Genomic DNA, 16,106 nt, shown 5'->3' on the forward strand with positions numbered 1-16,106 from the left:
ACATTGACGAAACCAAACATCGGGTCTAGGTTCCCGTCCTGTCGCATCATGGCAACTCGCGTGTCACGCCCGCCTTTTGAGGCTCCATCACATCCTCAGGAGCACCGCATGCGCAGAACGCCCTTATCCCCCGCGAAACCCCGCAACCGCCTTTTTCCCCTTCACGTCCGCGTCCGCGTCCACGTCCACGGCCGCGTCCACAGCCCCGGCGCCCGCGCGCGCCGGGCCGTCCTGTCCGTCTTTTCCGTCCTCGCCGTCGTCCTCGGTTCGCTGCTGATCCTGCCCGGCACGTCCCAGGCCGCTTCCGCGCTGCCCTGCGACATCTACGCCGGTGCCGGCACGCCGTGCGTCGCGGCCCACAGCACGACCCGCGCCCTCATCGGCTCCTACAGCGGCCCGCTCTACCAGGTGAAACGCGTCAGTGACGGAGCGGTCAGGGACATCGGCCCGCTGACACCCGGCGGATACGCCGACGCCGCCGCGCAGGACGCCTTCTGCGGGGCCACCACCTGCTCCATCGACAAGGTCTACGACCAGACTTCGCGCCACAACGACCTCTTCCCCGGTCCCGCCGGAACCGCCGGCATGGGACCCGACCGGGGCGCCGACGCCTCGGAGATCGCGGTCACGGCCGGCGGGCACAAGGTCTACGGGATCTGGATCTCGCCCGGCGTCGGCTACCGCTCCGCAGGGCAGGCGTCCGGCACGGCGGTGGACGGCCAGGCCGAAGGTGCCTACATGGTCGCCAGCGGCACCCATGTGGGCTCCGCCTGCTGCTTCGACTACGGAAACGCCGAACGCACCCCCGCCGACACGGGCAACGGTCACATGGACGCCGTCTCCATCGCCACCACCTGCTACTTCGCCCCCTGCACGGGGACGGGCCCCTGGGTGGAGGCCGACCTTGAGAACGGCATGTTCCAGGGCGCCAACGGCTCCAACACCGCCAATCTGGGCAACAGCACCCCGTATGTCACCGCGATGCTCAAGAACGACGGGCGGACCAGGTACGCGCTCAAGGGCGGCAACGCCCAGGGCGGCGGCCTTTCGACCTGGTGGGACGGGGCGCTGCCCGACCGTGGCGGCTACCAGCCGATGCGGCAGGAGGGCGGCATCATCCTGGGCACCGGCGGTGACAACAGCAACTGGAACCGGGGCACCTTCTTCGAGGGCGTGATGGTCGCGGGCTATCCGACGAATGCCGCCGATGACGCCGTGGCGGCCGACATCGCCTCCGTCGGTTACACGGGCCAGACCGACGAGCCCAACGGCGACCAGCGTCGCTTCACCGGCCCCGGCGCCACCTGCGTGGACGTCGCCGCCGACGACACCGGGGGCGACGGCGCCCCGGTGCAGCTGTGGTCCTGTCAGAAGTACGCCGAGGACCAGCACTGGGCCCACCTCGCCGACGGCACCTTGCGCACCCTCGGCCGCTGCCTCGACATCAACGGCAACGGCACGGCCCGCGGCACCAAGGTCGAACTGTGGGACTGCGACGGTGTCGGCGGCCAGAACTGGCTGGCCCGTGCGGACGGCTCGCTCTTCAACCCGCAGTCGGGCCGGTGCCTCGACTCCCCGAGCGGCGCGACCGCCAACGGCACCAGGCTCCAGATCTGGGACTGCAACGGCAGCCCGGCCCAGAAGTTCCAGCTCCACTGACCGGTTACGGCGCGCCCGGATCCGAGGTGAGGTCGCAGACGACGCCGAAGTGGTCGGAGGGCCACGCCGTACGGCGCCGGGCGCGGACCGGTGTGGTGAACGCCAGCTCGGCGTGCACCGCGCGCGGTCCGGCGCTGAGCACGAAGTCGATGCGCCGCGCGGGTTCACGGGCCTTGCGCGCGAACCCGTTGGCGGGCGTGTACGTGTGGCCGGGTCCCGAGCCCGCGCTCACCCACGCGTCCGCCATGCGGCCCGTCAGCCATCGGATCTCGTCGGTGTCCGGAGCGGCGTTGAGATCGGCCAACAGGACGACGTCCCGTCCGCCGCGCCGCTCCGCGAGGTGGGTGAGGTCCGCCAGGAAGCGCACCTGCTGATGCCTGACGGAGGCGTGCTCCCACTCCCACGTCAGATGGGTGACGAGAACCGTCGTCGCGCCCACCTCGGCGCGCAGCACCGACCGGGGCTCGACACCGTCGGGCACCGGCAGCGGGAGCACGTCGTACCGCGCGACGGGCTCCCGGGTGAGCAGGGCGTTGCCCTGGGTGGCGCACCCGCGCCGTGAGGAGGCGGCGCCATACGTCACGTGGTACCCGAGCCCGTCCGCGATGCGCTCCGCCTGGCACCCCGACCGCTTCCGCCACACTTCCTGGAGGCCGACGAGGTCGGGGGCGATCCGCACCAGCCCGTCCCTGATGAGCGGCAGCCGTCGGCGCCAGGCGGAACCCCGCCCCCAGACGTTGAGCGTGAGGACCCGCGTGGCGCTCATCCCCGCGTACGGACGCTCCGGCCGGCTGATCACGCCGCCCGGCGGTCGTCCCGGTCGTCCGCCAGGGCGATGGCGGTCTTGATGCGCTTGCCGACCGGTTCGCGGTGCACCTCGAAGCTGCGGCACACGGCCATGACGATCTCCAGACCGTGCTGGCCGACCCGGCTGGGGTCCGGCGCCAGGATCAGCGGCAACGTGGTGCTGCTGTCCCACACCGTCACCTCGACCGCTCCGTCGTTGACCTCAAGGGTCAGCAGGCACGGTCCCGGCGCGTACTTACGGGCGTTGGTCACCAGCTCACTCACGACCAGCTGGACCGTGCCCATGGTCCGCTTCCAGACCGGCAGCCCGTGCTCGGACTGCAAGGACGTCAAAAAGTCCCGGGCCATCCCCCGCGCGGCAGCTATGTCCTCGGTGCCCTCAAGCACTGCGGAAACCGACATCGCGCGCTCCCTACAGCCTGCGGACGCCCGCTGCCCCTCATTCTGCTCAGCCAGATTCATCCAGTTCGCCTCACTGCCGAAGCGCCACCATTTACCTGGTGCGCTTACCCCCGAAAAACCCCCGCACTCCTCCCTGTTTCAACAGCCTTTCCCTCACATGTCCCATGCCTCGGCACGCTCCCGCGCGTCGAGCGCGGGCACCACTTTCTCAGGCCGCCCGCGGCGCGCCCCGCCAGGGTCCCCACTGGTCCGTACGCCCGCTCGGGCTGCCCTGCCGTGTGTGATTCCCCCTGCGAGGGAAGGGGTGCATGGTGCGGGAGTTCACTCATCCTCTGCTTGATTTCGCGCGCCGCCGCCGTGAACCGGCGGTGGTGCAGACCCTGCGTTCCACGGCGGCGGCCGTCATCTCCTACGTGGTGGCCCTGCGCCTGAGCAGCGAGCCCGCTCCCCTGACCGCGCCCCTGACGGCCCTGCTCGTCGTGCAGGTCACGCTCTACACCACCCTGGTCACCGCGGTGCGCAGGGTGAACTCGGTGGTCGTGGGCGTGCTGCTGGCCGTCGGTTTCAGCGCGCTGGTGGGCCTGACCTGGTGGAGCCTCGGGCTGATCATCCTGGCGGCGCTCGTGGTCGGGCGGTTCGTCAAGGTCGGCGAGTTCGTCCCCGAGGTGGCCATCAGCGCGATGCTCGTGCTGGGCGTGACCCGGGTCTCGGCGACGGCGTGGGACCGCGTCCTGGAGACGCTGATCGGCGCGGGCGTCGGCATGCTCTTCAACATGCTGCTGGCTCCGCCGGTGTGGGTGGAGTCCGCAGGCGGCGCCATCGAGGCGCTGGCCGCGCGGATGCGGCGGCTGCTGCTCGACCTGGGTGATGAGGTCGGCGGCCATACACCGGTGGCCCGGGCGGCGGCGCGTCTGCACGAGGCGCGGCGGCTCGATCACGACATCGCCCAGGTGGATGTCTCGCTGCGCCAGGCCGAGGACAGTCTCCGGCTCAATCCTCGCGTCAAGGAGGGGCTGCTGTCCCGGGTGGTGCTGCGTACCGGGCTCGACACCCTGGAGATCTCCGCGGTGGTGCTGCGGGTCGTGTGCCGCTCGCTCACCGACCTGGCGAAGGAGCGCACGCAGGAGCACCTGTTCGAGCCGGAGGTCGGACGCGCCCTGCGGGACGTCTTCGAGCACCTGGCCCGCGCGATCGAGAGCTTCGCCGTGCTGATCACGACACAGGTCAGCACCAACGCCGAACAGGCGGAGGAGCGGCTGGCGGCCGAGCTGACGGCCGGCCGGGCCAGCCGCGACCGCGTAGCCGACCTGTTCCTCGCGCAGGTTCAGCGCCACCCCCGGCAGTGGCAGCTGCACGGGGCGCTGCTCGCGGAGGTCGACCGGATCCTCAACGAGCTCGATGTGGAGAAGCGCTCGCAGCGCCTGGTCGAAGTCCTCGACCAGCAGTCGCGCAAGCAGCGGCGGCGCTTGCCCGATGTGCGCCGGACGCGCAGCCGGGTCCGTCAGATCCTGCGGCTGCCGGAACCCGGGGAACGCCCGCTCTGAGGAACGCCCGCTCTGACGAACCCCGGCTCCATGGTGTGCGGAGCCTACAGCGCGCGGACCTGCCCCGCTGTCGTATACCGGAAGATCCCCGAGCCCGTCGCACCCCGTGCGCCATGCTGGCCCCATGAGGATGAAGGGGCGGGGCACGGCCGCCATGGCCTGGGGCGTGATCGCGCTGCTGTTCGTGGGGGCGACGGTCGGGGTGGGCGCCCTCGGTCTCGTACGGCTCGGACTGGCCGGGGACGAAGTCCGCCTCCGCCTCACGCACTGCCGGCTCACGGGCGGGGGCCGGGGAGACAGCCACCTCGAATGCTCCGGCCGGCTCCTGGGCGATGTGCGCGCGGGCAGCGTGATGGTGCGCTACGACGGCCGGCAGGGCGAGGTGGTGCCGGCCGCGAGGACGCCGTGGGGGACCTTCGAGGTGCTGGACCGGAGTCTCACGTCCTGGGGGACGGCGGTCCTCTCCCCGCTCCTGCCTCTCACGGCCGCCGCTCTGACCGCCTGCCTCGCGTGGAGATCCGGTCGCCAGGACGCGCGGCGAGCGGGGCGGAGCGCCGCCTGGGGCCGCTGACTCAGTGACGTCGTACGCGCAGGGCGGACACCTCGTAGCTCAACTCCGTCAGGTCGGCCGGGGGTTGGGGGTGATAGCGGCCGGCGCTCACGGACAGGTTCACGATCAGGTACGCCTGCCAGTTCCGCCCCACGCCCCCACGGTCCCTGAAGACGCGCGCGCCGTTCACCCACCAGGTGACCGACCGGGCCCCGAATTTGACCCGCAGGTCCACCGAGGCGCCGGGGGCGACGCGGGTGTCCCGGAAGTAGGACTGGCCCCCGTGGACGTGGTTGGACAGCTCAAGGAGATCCGGATTGTCCGGGTGGTACTCGAAGATGTCGACTTCCTGATCACCGTCCCGCCACGTCCAGATGGCGGGCCACGCCCCCACGCCGGTGGGCAGCCGCACACTGGCCTCAAGGACGTCCCCGGCACGGACCATGAACCCTTCGGCACTGCCTTCCGTGGTCAGCAGGCCGCTGTTCCACGTCCCGTCGGGGTTCCGGGTCGCCCGGAACACCCCGCCTCGGCTGTACGACGGGTCCGCCACGAGATAGTCGAGTTTGTTGTCACCGGGATTGACCGGTCCGCCGTCCGGATAGGCCGACGAGCGCCCGGCGACCCACTGCGTGGTCGAGGCGAAATCGGCGGTGAACACGATCGGTCCGTCGTCCGAGAGGGCTCCGGCACTCGGCCGGGGCAGGCGCAGATGGTCTCGGCACCATGCGAGAGCATTGGAGAGCACGATCGGATGATGCCCAGATACGTGCCCGAATATCCCTCGATGGGCGACATGGCGGCCATCGGCGCCTGCCCCAACAGGCCTGCTTGGCGCAGCTGTTCACGACTGACGCAACCGTGCGCAAAACAGAACCACGGCCCAACTGAGCAACCTCGCAGGGCAGTTGGGGCAGCGGACACCGGACGGAGGGCCCTCCGTCCGAAGTCGGGCGTCGCCCGGACGGGACGGACGAAAGGCCCGGATCCATCAGGATCCAGGCCCTCGCGCACAGTAGCGGGGACAGGATTTGAACCTGCGACCTCTGGGTTATGAGCCCAGCGAGCTACCGAGCTGCTCCACCCCGCGTCGGTAAACACCACCGTACTCCATCGCACGGGCGCGCGAGACCACGCTTCCGCCTTGAACCGAGAACCCCTGGCTCCCGTATTCTTGTGCTGATCATACGAACTACCTGTGGGGGGTGGATGGAAACAGCCGACGGCAGATGAACGTCCGGAGCCGTTTTTCCGTCCTTTTCACAAGCGGCGCCGCACGCCACCTTTCCGCGCGCCGGGCCGTCACCGTGTTGCCCCCCAGCGGGCCGCGTCCCGACGCCCTCCATGACCACTGCCCGTTCTGCCTGTTCTGTCCCTCCATCCGTTCCGCCGCCAGACCTCTGCTCAGATCCGTCCTCATCTCGTAAAGGCCTCGTTTGTGATGCGTTTCTTCCGTCGTGCCACCGCGCCCTCGCAGCTGAGCGCTTCGCTCCGGCCGCCAGCCGGACAGGCCGCACCGCACCTGCAGATCTGTGCCCATACCGATGACGACCTGTACTTCATGACGCCGGACCTGCTACAGAGCGTCCGGGCCGGCATCCCGGTCGTCAGTGTGTACCTCACCACCGGTGAGGCCGACGGTCTGAACCTGGCCTCCGACGACCCCGCCCGCAAGACGGCCACCCCCGACTACGCCGGCTACACGGCGGCCCGCCAGCACGGCATCAGGGCCGCCTACGCGGCCATGGTCACCGGGAGCCGCCGGGCCGAGTGGGTACGGGAGTCCCTGACGGTGAGCGAGGGGGCCGTTGCCGAGATCAACACCCTTGATGAGGGCCGCGTCACCCTGATCTTCCTCAACCTGCGTACGTGTGTGGCCATGCCCGACCAGAAGGTCCTCAACCTCTGGAGCAACAAGATCAGCGAGCTGGGCACCCTGCGCCCCAGCGGCAGCCCGATACCAGCCCGCAGCGACGGCCGGACCCTGACCCGCGACGGCGTCATCACCACCCTGGCCGACCTTCTGACCGCCTACCGGCCGGCCGTGGTCCGGGTGATGAACCCCGACCCGGACCGCACCCGGTACGACTCGTCCAACGACACCGTCACGTACTGCGACAACAGCGACCACACCGCCGCCGCCCTCTTCGCCATGGCCGCCCTGCGCGTCCACGAGGAGCGCGACCGGGAGCATTGGCCGGTCGTGGAAAGCTACTCCGGGTACTGCAACAAGCTCCAGCCCGACAACCTGAGCCCGGCCGCCGCCGCCGAAAAGTTCCACTACCTGGCCATTTACGGCGGCGAAGACGGCCACGACTGCCGCAAGGGCCCGGGTGAATGTGGCGACCGACCCCTCGGCAACCGCGCGTTCAACCGCTACTACGGCCAGAGCACCACCCACCGCTGGCGCGGCAGCACCACCTGGCTCCAGGCGCGCGGCGACGGCCGGCTCACCGCCTTCGCCGTGCTCGGCGGCCGCCCCGTCATGTGGACCCAGGACGCCCCAGGCAGCGAGTCCTGGAGCGGACCCGAGGCCCTGGGACAGTGGCCCGCCAAGGACGACGCCCGTTGCCTTCCCCGGCTCGACGCCGTACGCGACGCTCAGGGCCGCATCCACGTCTTCGCGGTCCGCTCGGTCATCGCCCCCGACCCCGAGGACCACCGCCGCGAGGTCATGCACCTCCAGCAGAGCGCCCCCGACGACGGCTTCGGCACCTGGCAGTCGCTGGGCAGCCCGCACGACCAGCACAACGCCATCCGCCGCCGCGCCCTCGGCATGCCCACCGCGCTGGTCACCGCCTCCGGGCACCCGCAGATCGTGCTGCGCAACTTCGGCACCGGTCTCAGCTCGCGCACCGCCACCGACGACGGCTGGGGCCCCTGGACCGATCTGCACGGCGGAACGCTTGAAGGCGCAAGCGCCATCACGCAGCGCAACGGGCACACCGAGATCTACGCGACCACCAAGACCAGCATGCTCCGCTGGCACCAGCCCCGCCCGCAGGGCCCCCTGGTGCGCGACTACGCGACGCAGCTGGCCCGCCCGGCCGGTACCACCACCCTGGTGGAGGGGACCGACGGCCGCCTGATCATGTTCTCCCGGCAGCCCGGCACCGGCTGGCTCATCGCCCACCGCCAGCTCGAACCCGGCGGCACGTGGAACACCCAGCCCGAACTCGTAGACACCACCCCCGGGTACGGCTCCGTCAGCGCCACCGTCCTGCCCGGAGACACCGCGGTCGCCCTCGTCCAGCGGCGTGACGACGGCACCTTGGCCATCAGTCGCCAACCCCTGGACGGCACGCCGTTCAGCACCGAGTGGGCGCCCTGCGGCAATGCCCCCTTCGCGCACACCCACTCCGCCGCCCTCGACGCCGAAGCCCGCCTCGTCATCTCCACCGTCGGCCTCGACGCCCAGCTCCATCTGCTCACCGTCCACCCCACGGACGACGACGTGAGCGCGTGGCTGATCAAGGACCAGAGCGCGGGCCCCGCTCCGGCCTGAGGGACGCGACGGCCGGGGCCGGCGGTCCGCGCGAGCGGACGCCGGCCCCGGCGCGGCCGGCCATCCTAGGACCTACCGGTCGAATCTCCCACCCTCTCGCACGCCAGGACACGACGGAGAGCGGCCCACCCCGCGCGCCCCCAGGTCGGCTGCCCACCGGGCAGCCCCCGGTCCCACGCCCGGCCGATGCCGACGAGGGACAGCCCACGAACGACCGCCCACCCGCGGGCGCGCCGGATCATCGCCTCGTCCACATGTCCGTACGCCGCGAAGAAGCTCGGCGCCACGCCGGTGGGGAGCAGCAGCCAGGCGGCGGCGAGATCCGTCGCGGGATCCCCGGCGCAGAGTTCACCGAAGTCGATCACACCGGCGAGCGTGCCGCCCGAGATGACGACGTTGGCCGGATGCAGATCCCCGTGCAGCCCTACCGGCCGCCCCTGCCACCCCCCGGCCGCGACCGCCTGCTCCCACACCGCCCGGGCGCCGTCGGCGACATCGCTGCCCGCGACGTTCCGCACGTGCGTCTCGAACTCCGCCGCGACGGACCGCAGGGGAACCCCGCGTCGGTGATGGATCGGCGCCCCGGCGGGTGCGACACGGTGCAACTCCCGCAGAAAGACGGCGAGTCGACCGGCCGCGTGCCGGCCACGGGTGATCGAGGCGCGGTCCCCCGGTTCGCCGGGGACCCAGGTCGCGACGGTCCAGGGCCGCGGGAAACGGGCGGACGGCAGGCCGATCCGAACGGGGACCGGCACCGGGAGCGGAAGGCCCGGGGCCAGGGCAGGGAGCCACCGCTGCTCCTTGCGCAGATCGCCGGCCGCGCTGGGCGTACGCGGCAGACGCACCGCCAACTCCTCGCCCAGGCGCCACATCTGGTTGCCCCAGCCGGCGGCCACCTCGCGCAGGGGGAGGTCCGCCAGATCCGGGTGCTGCTCCCGCAGCAGGGACCGCACCAGTTCTTCGTCCGCGTCGATCATGTCCGTCTCACACATGTGCGGCGACCCTACCGGGGCCGGAAAGCGTCACGACGGCTCCTCCGGAACAGAGTTGACGCGCGCGATGGCACCCGGGCCTCCGGGGAGCAGGCAGGTCGTGGCGTGCGGCAGGGTTCGTCCTCCGGCGCGCGATGCGCGCTCCCCCGCCGCAGCCCCCTCCACTCCCGCGCCCGAGGTCGATTGTCAGTGGTGGGTGCGACGATCGGAGCATCGAATCGCACGAGGGGGAGCGGCCATGTCCGGAGACCAGAACTACATCAATCACGTTGCTCTTGTACTGGACGCGAGTTCGTCCATGTCCCACCTGAGCCGCAAGGTCGTCGAGGTGGCCGACCAGCAGATCGCGTATCTGGCCCGCCGCTCGAAGGACCTGGACCAGGAGACGCGGGTCACCGTGTATGTCTTCGCCGACAAGGTGGAGTGTGTCATCTACGACAAGGACGTGCTGCGCATGCCGTCCTTGCGGGAGTTGTACCGGGTGGGCGGAATGACGGCGCTCTTGGCGGCCACCTTGAAATCGCAGCGGGAGCTGGCGCAGACCGCCCAACTCTACGGCGACCACAGCTTCTTGACGTTCGTCCTGACCGACGGCCAGGAGAACGCGAGCCACCGATGCCCGGACGCCCCGGCCGACGACCCGCGTGAACTGGTGCGGGCAGTGGCCGAGTTGGTAGCCACACAGCAGGACAACTGGACGCTGGCCGTCCTGGTGCCGGACCAGATGGGCAAGCGCGAAGCCATGCAGTGCGGTTTCCCGAAGGACAACATCGCCATCTGGGACGCGACCAGCACCCGGGGTCTGGAGGAGGCCGGGCAGGTCATCCAGCAGGCGACCGAGAATTTCATGGTCGGTCGCACCAAGGGCATCCGGGGATCGCGCGCGGTGTTCTCCACGGGAGCCGACGCGGTCAACAAGGCGACCATCGCGGCGGCGGGGCTCACGCCGGTGGATCCGTCCGCGTACCAGCTGATCCCGGTGGCCCGGGACGCGGCGATACGGGAGTGGGTCGTCGAGTGCGGCCACACCTACCGTACGGGCTGCGCGTTCTACCAGCTGAGCAAGCCGGAGAAGATCCAGGCGCGCAAGCAGATAGCGGTCCTGGAGAAGAAGACCGACCGGGTTTACACGGGGCCGGAGGCGCGGGCCCTGCTCGGCCTGCCCGACGCCGAGGTGCGCGTCAAGGCGGACCACAACGACGACTTCACGATATTCGTGCAGAGCACGAGCGTGAACCGGAAGCTCGTCCCGCACACGCGGCTCCTCCTGATGATCTGAGGTCTCTCCTCATGATCTGAGGCCCCTCCTCATGATCTGAGGCCTCTCCTCGTGGCCTGACGCTCAGGCGCTTCCCGGGGGCGACGGCACCAGTGCGGCCAGTTCGGCCAGGCCGTCCGCCCGCCAGTCGAAGGTGTCCGACGGCCTTGGGGGATCGCCCACGGGCCGGCGTACGTAGGCGGTCCTCATTCCTACTGCCTGGGCCCCGCGAAGGTCCCACGCGTGGGCGGCGACCATCAGGACGCGCTCGGGAGGGCACCCCGCCGCTCGCAGGGCGAGGCGGTACACCTGGGGTGCCGGCTTGTAGGCCCGGGCGCCCTCGGCGGACAGGGTCTGGTGCCAGCGCAGGCCGGCGTGCGCGGTGAGCCGCAGGAGGGTCGCGCGGGCGGCGTTGCTCAGGCCGAGCACGGGAAACCGTTCGGCGAACCGGGCCAGACCTGCCCGGGAGTCCTCCCAGGGGCGCAGCCGCTGACTGGCGGAGGCGAGGCGCGCGATGGCCGCCGGGTCGGTGAGTCCGGCCCGGCCGGCCACGCGTTCGGCGGCTTCGCGGTCGAGGACAGCGGAGTTGACGTAGGCACGCGCGCCCTCGGCGATGCGGCGCTGCTCGTCCTCGACATGCCTCTGCCACATGGTGACGAGCTGGTCCAGGAGTTGTTCCTGGGACCGTGTCCCCGGGGTCTCTCTCCCCGGGGACCCTGCCGACTGAGGACCGGGCATCTCGGCGTCGGCCGTCGCGCCGGGCGCCGGGGAAGGCGCCTCGCGGGACTCCGCCAGCGCCTCGCGCACCGCCGCCCGGAGTCCACCCGGCTCGTCGACCATCGTGCCCAGTACGTCGAAGACCACGACATCGATGGCGCCGGCCAGAGTCATTCACCCTCCTCGTCACAGGCGCTGCCTGGTCGGCAGCCAGAACGTCCGGGTGTCACACCCGTGTTGGCGACAGCGTAGGCCGTTCCCAGTGGTCCATCCCATGACACACATCTGACGTGCCATGTCCGACGCCCGACATCACTGCCCTCACCCCCCGCCCCCGATCACGCCGCCAACTGGCCTGACCCACAACGCCATTCACGGCGTGGTCACACCCGGCCGGACTTCCAAAGCAATCCCCTTGCCACGCCAAGTAATAAGCACCTAGCCTTGTCATCCCTTACCTATGCCTCAGGATCGGAACCCTCGATGGCCTCCTTACTGCCGGCCCCGGGAGCCCAGCGCACCCTCGCGTTGTCGAACTTCGTCTACACCGTCGGCAGCGGTCTGTACCTCACCGCCGGGGTGCTCTACTTCACCGAGGACCGTCACCTCCCGGCATCCCAAGTGGGCCTGGGGCTGGGCATCGCCGGCCTGCTCTCCCTCGCCGCGGGCGTCGCCGTGGGCCACCTCGCGGACCGGTACGGGGCGCGTGGCGTGTACATGGGCGCCCTCGTCGTCCAGGCGCTGGCCACGGCCGGTTTCGTACGGGCGGACGGCTTCTGGCCATTCGCCATGGCGGTCGCAGCGGCCATGGCCGCAAAGGGGGCGGGCAACGCCGCGCGCGGTCCGCTCATCCGGCACTACGGGGGCGACCGTCCCCAGGCGTTCCGCGGCTACTTGCGCGCCGTGACCAACCTCGGGATATCCCTGGGAGCCGTCCTGGCGGGCTGGGCCGTGCAAGTGGGGACCCATGACGCGTACCAGGTACTCGTCCTCGGTAACGCCCTCGCCTTCATGGCGTCCGCCGCGCTTCTGCTCCCGCTGCCCCCGGTCGCGCCGCGGCCCGCCTCCGACGGCCCACGCTGGATCGCCCTGCGGGACCGCCCCTACCTCGCGCTCACCCTCCTGGACGGTGTCATGGCCATCCAGTTCAGGGTGCTCACCGTGGCCGTCCCGCTCTGGCTGGTCGTCGCCACCACGGCGCCCCATTGGCTGATCTCGGGGACCATGCTGGTCAACACCGTCATCGTCGTCGCCTGCCAGGTACACGCGAGCCGGAACATCGACACCCCCACGGCGGGTGCTGTCGCCTACCGGCGCTCGGGTGTGGCGTTCCTCCTCGCCTGCGTGATCATCTCGCTCTCGGCGGGAGTGCCGGCCTGGGCGGCCGCGGTGCTTCTCCTGTCGGCGGTGGTCGTGCACACGATCGGTGAACTGTGGCATTCCGCCGCCGGGTTCGAGATCTCCTTCGCTCTCGCTCCCCCGCACGCCACCGGTCAGTACCTCGGCGTCTTCGGGCTCGGCGCGGGCCTGGCGGAAGCCGTCGGCCCCACGTCGCTCATCTCGCTGTGCGTCACATGGGGCCGCCCCGGCTGGTACGTGGTGGGAGCGCTCTTCGTCCTGGCGGGCCTCGCGGCTCCTCTCACCGTCCGGTGGGCCCAGCGCCGTCACGCGGACAGTGCCATAACTAGCTCGGAAACACCGTCCGTTGAGGGCGCGAGCGCGCCGACATCAGGGTGAGAGGCGGCGCCCCCCCCCCCCCCCCCCCCCCCCCCCCCCCCCGAGAACGTCAGCTTCCGTGGGGACCGATCAGGAACTCGTCGAGGAGGCCCGGGGTCGCCGCGGCGGCGAAGCCTGGGGCGTCGGCAGCCGCCAGGTCGCGGATGGCATAGCCGTCCTCGCCGGCCGCGACCGCCGCCGTCAGCGTGACCAGCCCGTGCCGACGGGCGAACGGCGAGGTCGAGAACGTCCAGGCGGCGATGGCGTCGCGCCGCAGCGCGAGGGTGTCCCGGCTGAACGTCCCGGAGCGGGTGACCAGAAGGCCGTCCCGCATCCCATGCGCCAGACTGCGGTACGCGTCCCGCGCCAGCCACAGCACGGCCGGTGTGGAGATCACCACGTACGTGACCGCGCAGTACAGCAGCACGGGCGTGCACACCACGCCGAGAAAGGCCAGGACGGCGGCGCCGGGCAGCACCACGAACAGCAGCCCGCGCGTCCGGCGCCGCCGCAGCGCCGCCGGAGGATGGGTCGTGAGCGCCACCCGTGCGGTTTGTGCGGGGAAGGGCGAACGCAGCACCCCGTCGGCCACGCGCAACGCCTGGGCGCGGGGCGCCGGCGGCAGCAGTCCGCTGCGCTTACGGTTCTCCTCACGGTCTCCAAGGCCGCCGGCGACCGCCCGGACCAGCGCGCCGCCGCCGGCTCGCAGCAGCAGGGGCTCACACACCAACACGCCCCGAAGTCGCGCCTGTTCGATGGTCACCGAACGGGTGGTGAACAGGCCTCGGCGCACCCGCAGCGTGTGCGCGTCGGTCCATTCCAGACGGTAGTTCCACCAGTTCTCGACGTAGAGGGCGACGGAGCCGACCGAGCCGAGGGCGAGCACGGCCAGCAGCGCCACCGGGATCGTCAGCCAGAGCGCACTCGCGCCGAACTGCGCGAACGCCCGCTGGACGAAGCCGAGTCGCCACGGCTGGATGCCGATGCCGTCCAGCACCCGGTAGACCGACCCGGCCACCATGAACACCCCCCCGACGACCCAGAACGTGAGCGGGGCGTAGCGCGACCAGCGCCAGTCGATGCGGGCGAGCAGCGAGTCGTCGCGGTCGGCGCCCGCCATGCCCGCGCGGGACAGCAACGCGGCACGCAGCCGGCGCGCCTCGGTGAAGGTGAGCGCGTCGAGGGACAGGTCGCCTCGGCCCTGGCCCGACCCCGCCGTACCGGCCCGCAGCACGGTGACGCCCAGCAGCCGGTGCAGCGGCGACGCGGTCAGGTCGACGGTGCGTATGCGCCGCAACGGGACGCTGCGCAGCCGCAGGTTCAGGAGACCGGTCCGCACCTCGAGGGCGTCGCAGGTGACCCGGTAGCGCGTACGGGTCCAACGGATCAGGCCGACGGCGGTGACGGCGGCGAATGAGGTCGCCACGGCGGCGAGCGTGCGCCACGCGCCGGCGGTGACCCGGCCGCCCCCGGCCAGTGCCGTGAGGAGCAGCGTAAGGAGCGGCGCCCCCATCCAGCCGCAGTGCACCAGCAGGGAACGCGGGTGCAGCCGGCGCCACCCCGGCGGCGCGGTCCCCTGCACACCTGGGGCCTCCGGCGCACCTGCGGCCTCCTCCACCCCCGTGCCACCGAACTCCTCCCGTGACCCGCTCATACCGCGTCACCCGGCACGTCTTGGGCGGCTTCGCCGATGCGCCGGGACAGTTCCTCGGCGTCCGCGTCGGACAGCCCCACGATTCTGATGTCGCCGGCCGTCGACGCGGTGGTGACGACGACCGTGGCAAGCCCGTAACGCCGTTGCAGTGGGCCGCGCACCGTGTCCACCGTCTGCACCCGGGACAGCGGCGCGATCCGCCGCTTGTGCCAGAACCAGCCCCCGGCGGCGTAGACCGCCAGTTCGCCGAGCTCCCAGGCGTGCACCCGATAGCGCCCGCGCGGCATCAGCACGAGATAGCCGAGCGCGGGCAGTACGAGCACGACCAGCAGCAGCGGCCCGAGCCACGGCAGGGCGCCGGGGAAGAACAGCGACGCGAGCGCCGCGAGGACGAGCGCGGTCAGCAGCATCGGACCGCTGAGCGCCAGGAACGCCTGAAGCGTCCACCAACGGCGGGCCCGGGGATCGACACGGCGGCGGGGTGGCCGCAGGAGCAGGGCGGCGGGTGTGAGGTGCATGAGGTCACCGGTTTCCAGGTCAAGCGTATTGAGTAGCCGTACGCTATAACGGTACAAGCGACTTGTAAAAGTGCCGGGCCGTGCATCTGCCCCACCAGGGCGACGGCCGCCCGAGCCCGCAGCACCCAGGAGAAGGAGGTCTCGTCCGTGCCCAAGAGGGTGGACCATGAAGCCAGACGGCAGGAGATCTCCGCCGCGCTGTGGCGGATCGCGAGCACGCGCGGACTGGACGGCGCGAGCCTGCGCGATGTCGCGGCCGAAGCGGGCATCTCGCTCGGCCGGCTCCAGCACTACTTCCGCACCCGGGACGAGATGCTGGTCTTCGCCCTCCGGCACATCAACCGGCTCGCCACCCAGCGCGTCCACGAGCGGATCGAAGCCCTCGGCGGCGAGCCCACCCCGCGCGAAGTCCTGCGCGCCTGCCTCTCGGGCATGCTGCCGCTGGACGACAGGAGCCGCACCGGACTTCTGGTCGGCGCGGCCTACTACGCGCGCGCCGTACACGACGAAGGTGTGCGCGCCGAGGCGAAGTCCGGCATCCCCCACCTCCGGGCGTTCTTCGCCGGCCAGCTCCAACTGGCCGCCGAGCGGGGCGAGTTGGCGCCCGAACGCGCCACTGAGGACGAGGCGATGCTCCTCATCAGCGTGACGGACGGCCTCGCCACCCATGTCCTGCTCGACGTGCACGATCCGGAAACGGCACTGCGCCTGCTCGACCTCCACCTCTCGAAGCTGTTCGGCGACGACGCCCCCGCTCCGACCGAGGGCACATCCCACTAGGGCG

The 16,106-nt window shown here is 71.2% G+C and carries 14 protein-coding genes and 1 tRNA gene; 7 read left to right on the plus strand and 8 right to left on the minus strand.

What is annotated here, in order from left to right; genetic code table 11:
* The first annotated feature begins 108 nt into the window (after nt 1-108).
* Complete coding sequence (locus ABR738_RS03870) at nt 109-1,659, plus strand: arabinofuranosidase catalytic domain-containing protein (protein WP_350228542.1); 1,551 nt, start codon at nt 109-111, stop codon at nt 1,657-1,659.
* 4 nt (nt 1,660-1,663) lie between these two features.
* On the opposite strand, the gene ABR738_RS03875 is transcribed toward ABR738_RS03870, so the two are convergent.
* Complete coding sequence (locus tag ABR738_RS03875; RefSeq protein ID WP_350228543.1) at nt 1,664-2,425, minus strand: endonuclease/exonuclease/phosphatase family protein; 762 nt, start codon at nt 2,423-2,425, stop codon at nt 1,664-1,666.
* A 29-nt stretch (nt 2,426-2,454) separates the two neighbouring features.
* Nucleotides 2,455-2,868, minus strand: coding sequence for an ATP-binding protein (locus ABR738_RS03880; protein WP_350228544.1), 414 nt, complete (start codon nt 2,866-2,868; stop codon nt 2,455-2,457).
* 308 nt (nt 2,869-3,176) lie between these two features.
* Between ABR738_RS03880 and ABR738_RS03885 the strand changes: the two genes are divergently transcribed.
* Both ABR738_RS03885 and ABR738_RS03890 read left to right on the plus strand, forming a co-directional pair.
* Complete coding sequence (locus ABR738_RS03885) at nt 3,177-4,412, plus strand: FUSC family protein (RefSeq protein ID WP_350228545.1); 1,236 nt, start codon at nt 3,177-3,179, stop codon at nt 4,410-4,412.
* A gap of 124 nt (nt 4,413-4,536) precedes the next feature.
* Nucleotides 4,537-4,983 (plus strand): hypothetical protein, encoded by a 447-nt coding sequence (locus ABR738_RS03890; protein WP_350228546.1) that lies wholly within the window; start codon nt 4,537-4,539, stop codon nt 4,981-4,983.
* A gap of 1 nt (nt 4,984) precedes the next feature.
* Here the strand turns inward: ABR738_RS03890 and ABR738_RS03895 are convergent, their stop codons facing one another.
* Both ABR738_RS03895 and ABR738_RS03900 read right to left on the minus strand, forming a co-directional pair.
* Nucleotides 4,985-5,626, minus strand: coding sequence for a LamG domain-containing protein (locus ABR738_RS03895; protein ID WP_350234416.1), 642 nt, complete (start codon nt 5,624-5,626; stop codon nt 4,985-4,987).
* Nucleotides 5,627-5,978: 352 nt separating this feature from the next.
* Nucleotides 5,979-6,052: transfer RNA gene (locus tag ABR738_RS03900), tRNA-Met, on the minus strand.
* Between the two features lie 351 nt (nt 6,053-6,403).
* Here ABR738_RS03900 and ABR738_RS03905 point away from each other — a divergent pair.
* Entirely contained in the window at nt 6,404-8,467 is a 2,064-nt protein-coding gene (locus ABR738_RS03905) for a PIG-L family deacetylase (RefSeq protein ID WP_350228547.1), read from the plus strand.
* Between the two features lie 65 nt (nt 8,468-8,532).
* Here the strand turns inward: ABR738_RS03905 and ABR738_RS03910 are convergent, their stop codons facing one another.
* Complete coding sequence (locus tag ABR738_RS03910) at nt 8,533-9,459, minus strand: aminoglycoside phosphotransferase family protein (protein ID WP_350228548.1); 927 nt, start codon at nt 9,457-9,459, stop codon at nt 8,533-8,535.
* Nucleotides 9,460-9,697: 238 nt separating this feature from the next.
* On the opposite strand from ABR738_RS03910, the gene ABR738_RS03915 reads away from it, so the two are divergent.
* Nucleotides 9,698-10,738: a vWA domain-containing protein gene (locus tag ABR738_RS03915; protein WP_350228549.1), complete on the plus strand. Its 1,041-nt coding sequence runs from the start codon at nt 9,698-9,700 to the stop codon at nt 10,736-10,738.
* 63 nt (nt 10,739-10,801) lie between these two features.
* On the opposite strand, the gene ABR738_RS03920 is transcribed toward ABR738_RS03915, so the two are convergent.
* Complete coding sequence (locus ABR738_RS03920; protein WP_350228550.1) at nt 10,802-11,608, minus strand: haloacid dehalogenase type II; 807 nt, start codon at nt 11,606-11,608, stop codon at nt 10,802-10,804.
* Between the two features lie 309 nt (nt 11,609-11,917).
* Between ABR738_RS03920 and ABR738_RS03925 the strand changes: the two genes are divergently transcribed.
* Nucleotides 11,918-13,171: an MFS transporter gene (locus ABR738_RS03925; protein ID WP_350228551.1), complete on the plus strand. Its 1,254-nt coding sequence runs from the start codon at nt 11,918-11,920 to the stop codon at nt 13,169-13,171.
* A 49-nt stretch (nt 13,172-13,220) separates the two neighbouring features.
* On the opposite strand, the gene ABR738_RS03930 is transcribed toward ABR738_RS03925, so the two are convergent.
* Nucleotides 13,221-14,804, minus strand: a complete 1,584-nt coding sequence (locus ABR738_RS03930) for a PH domain-containing protein (protein ID WP_350228552.1) — start codon at nt 14,802-14,804, stop codon at nt 13,221-13,223.
* Nucleotides 14,801-15,322 carry a PH domain-containing protein gene (locus ABR738_RS03935; protein ID WP_350228553.1) on the minus strand — a complete coding sequence of 174 codons (522 nt, stop codon included), beginning with the start codon at nt 15,320-15,322 and terminating at the stop codon, nt 14,801-14,803. Before ABR738_RS03935 ends, ABR738_RS03930 begins: the two co-directional genes overlap by 4 nt.
* Before the next feature lie 147 nt (nt 15,323-15,469).
* Between ABR738_RS03935 and ABR738_RS03940 the strand changes: the two genes are divergently transcribed.
* Complete coding sequence (locus ABR738_RS03940; protein ID WP_350228554.1) at nt 15,470-16,102, plus strand: TetR/AcrR family transcriptional regulator; 633 nt, start codon at nt 15,470-15,472, stop codon at nt 16,100-16,102.
* The last annotated feature ends 4 nt before the right edge of the window (nt 16,103-16,106 follow it).

Source organism: Streptomyces sp. Edi4 (assembly GCF_040253615.1).
Lineage (GTDB): Bacteria > Actinomycetota > Actinomycetes > Streptomycetales > Streptomycetaceae > Streptomyces.